The sequence below is a fragment of the Streptomyces otsuchiensis genome (assembly GCF_004305975.1).
Lineage (GTDB): Bacteria > Actinomycetota > Actinomycetes > Streptomycetales > Streptomycetaceae > Streptomyces > Streptomyces otsuchiensis.
The window spans coordinates 1-634 of record NZ_BHZI01000580.1; the positions used below are offsets into that span (position 1 = coordinate 1).

The following is a 634-nucleotide window of genomic DNA, read 5'->3' on the forward strand; positions in this document are numbered from 1 at the left end:
CGCACCCTCCGTGCCCACCACCTCCGCCCAGGCCCCCGCGAGGGGCGGCGAGCCCGGGGCGGGCCCTGCCGCGGTCAGCGCCCCCGTCCCCGCGGCGCCGGTGGGCGCCGCGCCGTCCGCCGTCCCGGCGCGGGTGGCGCCCAGTCCGCCCGCGCCCGCGGCGGCGTCGGCCGCCACCGTCCGCGAGAGCCGGGGAATCCGCGTCGACACCCGGGCGCGCACCGTCGCGGTCGACGCAGAGGCGCTCGATCTCACCTATCTGGAGTACGAGCTGCTGGCGCTGCTGGTGTCGCACCCGCACCGCGTCTTCACCCGGGACCAGCTGGTCACGACCGTCTGGGGCTACGGCCCGGTCGGGGACCGGCGCACGGTGGACGTCCACATCGCCCGGGTGCGGCGGAAGCTGGGCGCCGACTACCGCGACCGCATCGTGACGGTGCACCGCGTGGGCTACAAGTACGTGCTCCCGTCGGGGAGGTGAGCCGGCGCCACCGTGCCGACGCCACCCGCCCGGGGGCGTCGGCACGGTGTGTTCCACGCGAGAGGGCCGCCACCCGGCTTGAGTTCAAGGGGTCGTCGCAACACCGCCCGGTTTCAGGTGGTGAGTAGATCACGTAGACGCTCGGCTGGGGTA

The 634-nt window shown here is 76.0% G+C and carries 1 protein-coding gene; it reads left to right on the forward strand.

Going from position 1 to position 634, the window contains the following annotated elements; translation table 11 throughout:
• A partial coding sequence (locus E0D90_RS28215) for a winged helix-turn-helix domain-containing protein (protein ID WP_227870526.1) occupies positions 1-481 on the forward strand: 481 nt, incomplete at its 5' end.
• Positions 482-634 lie beyond the last annotated feature (153 nt).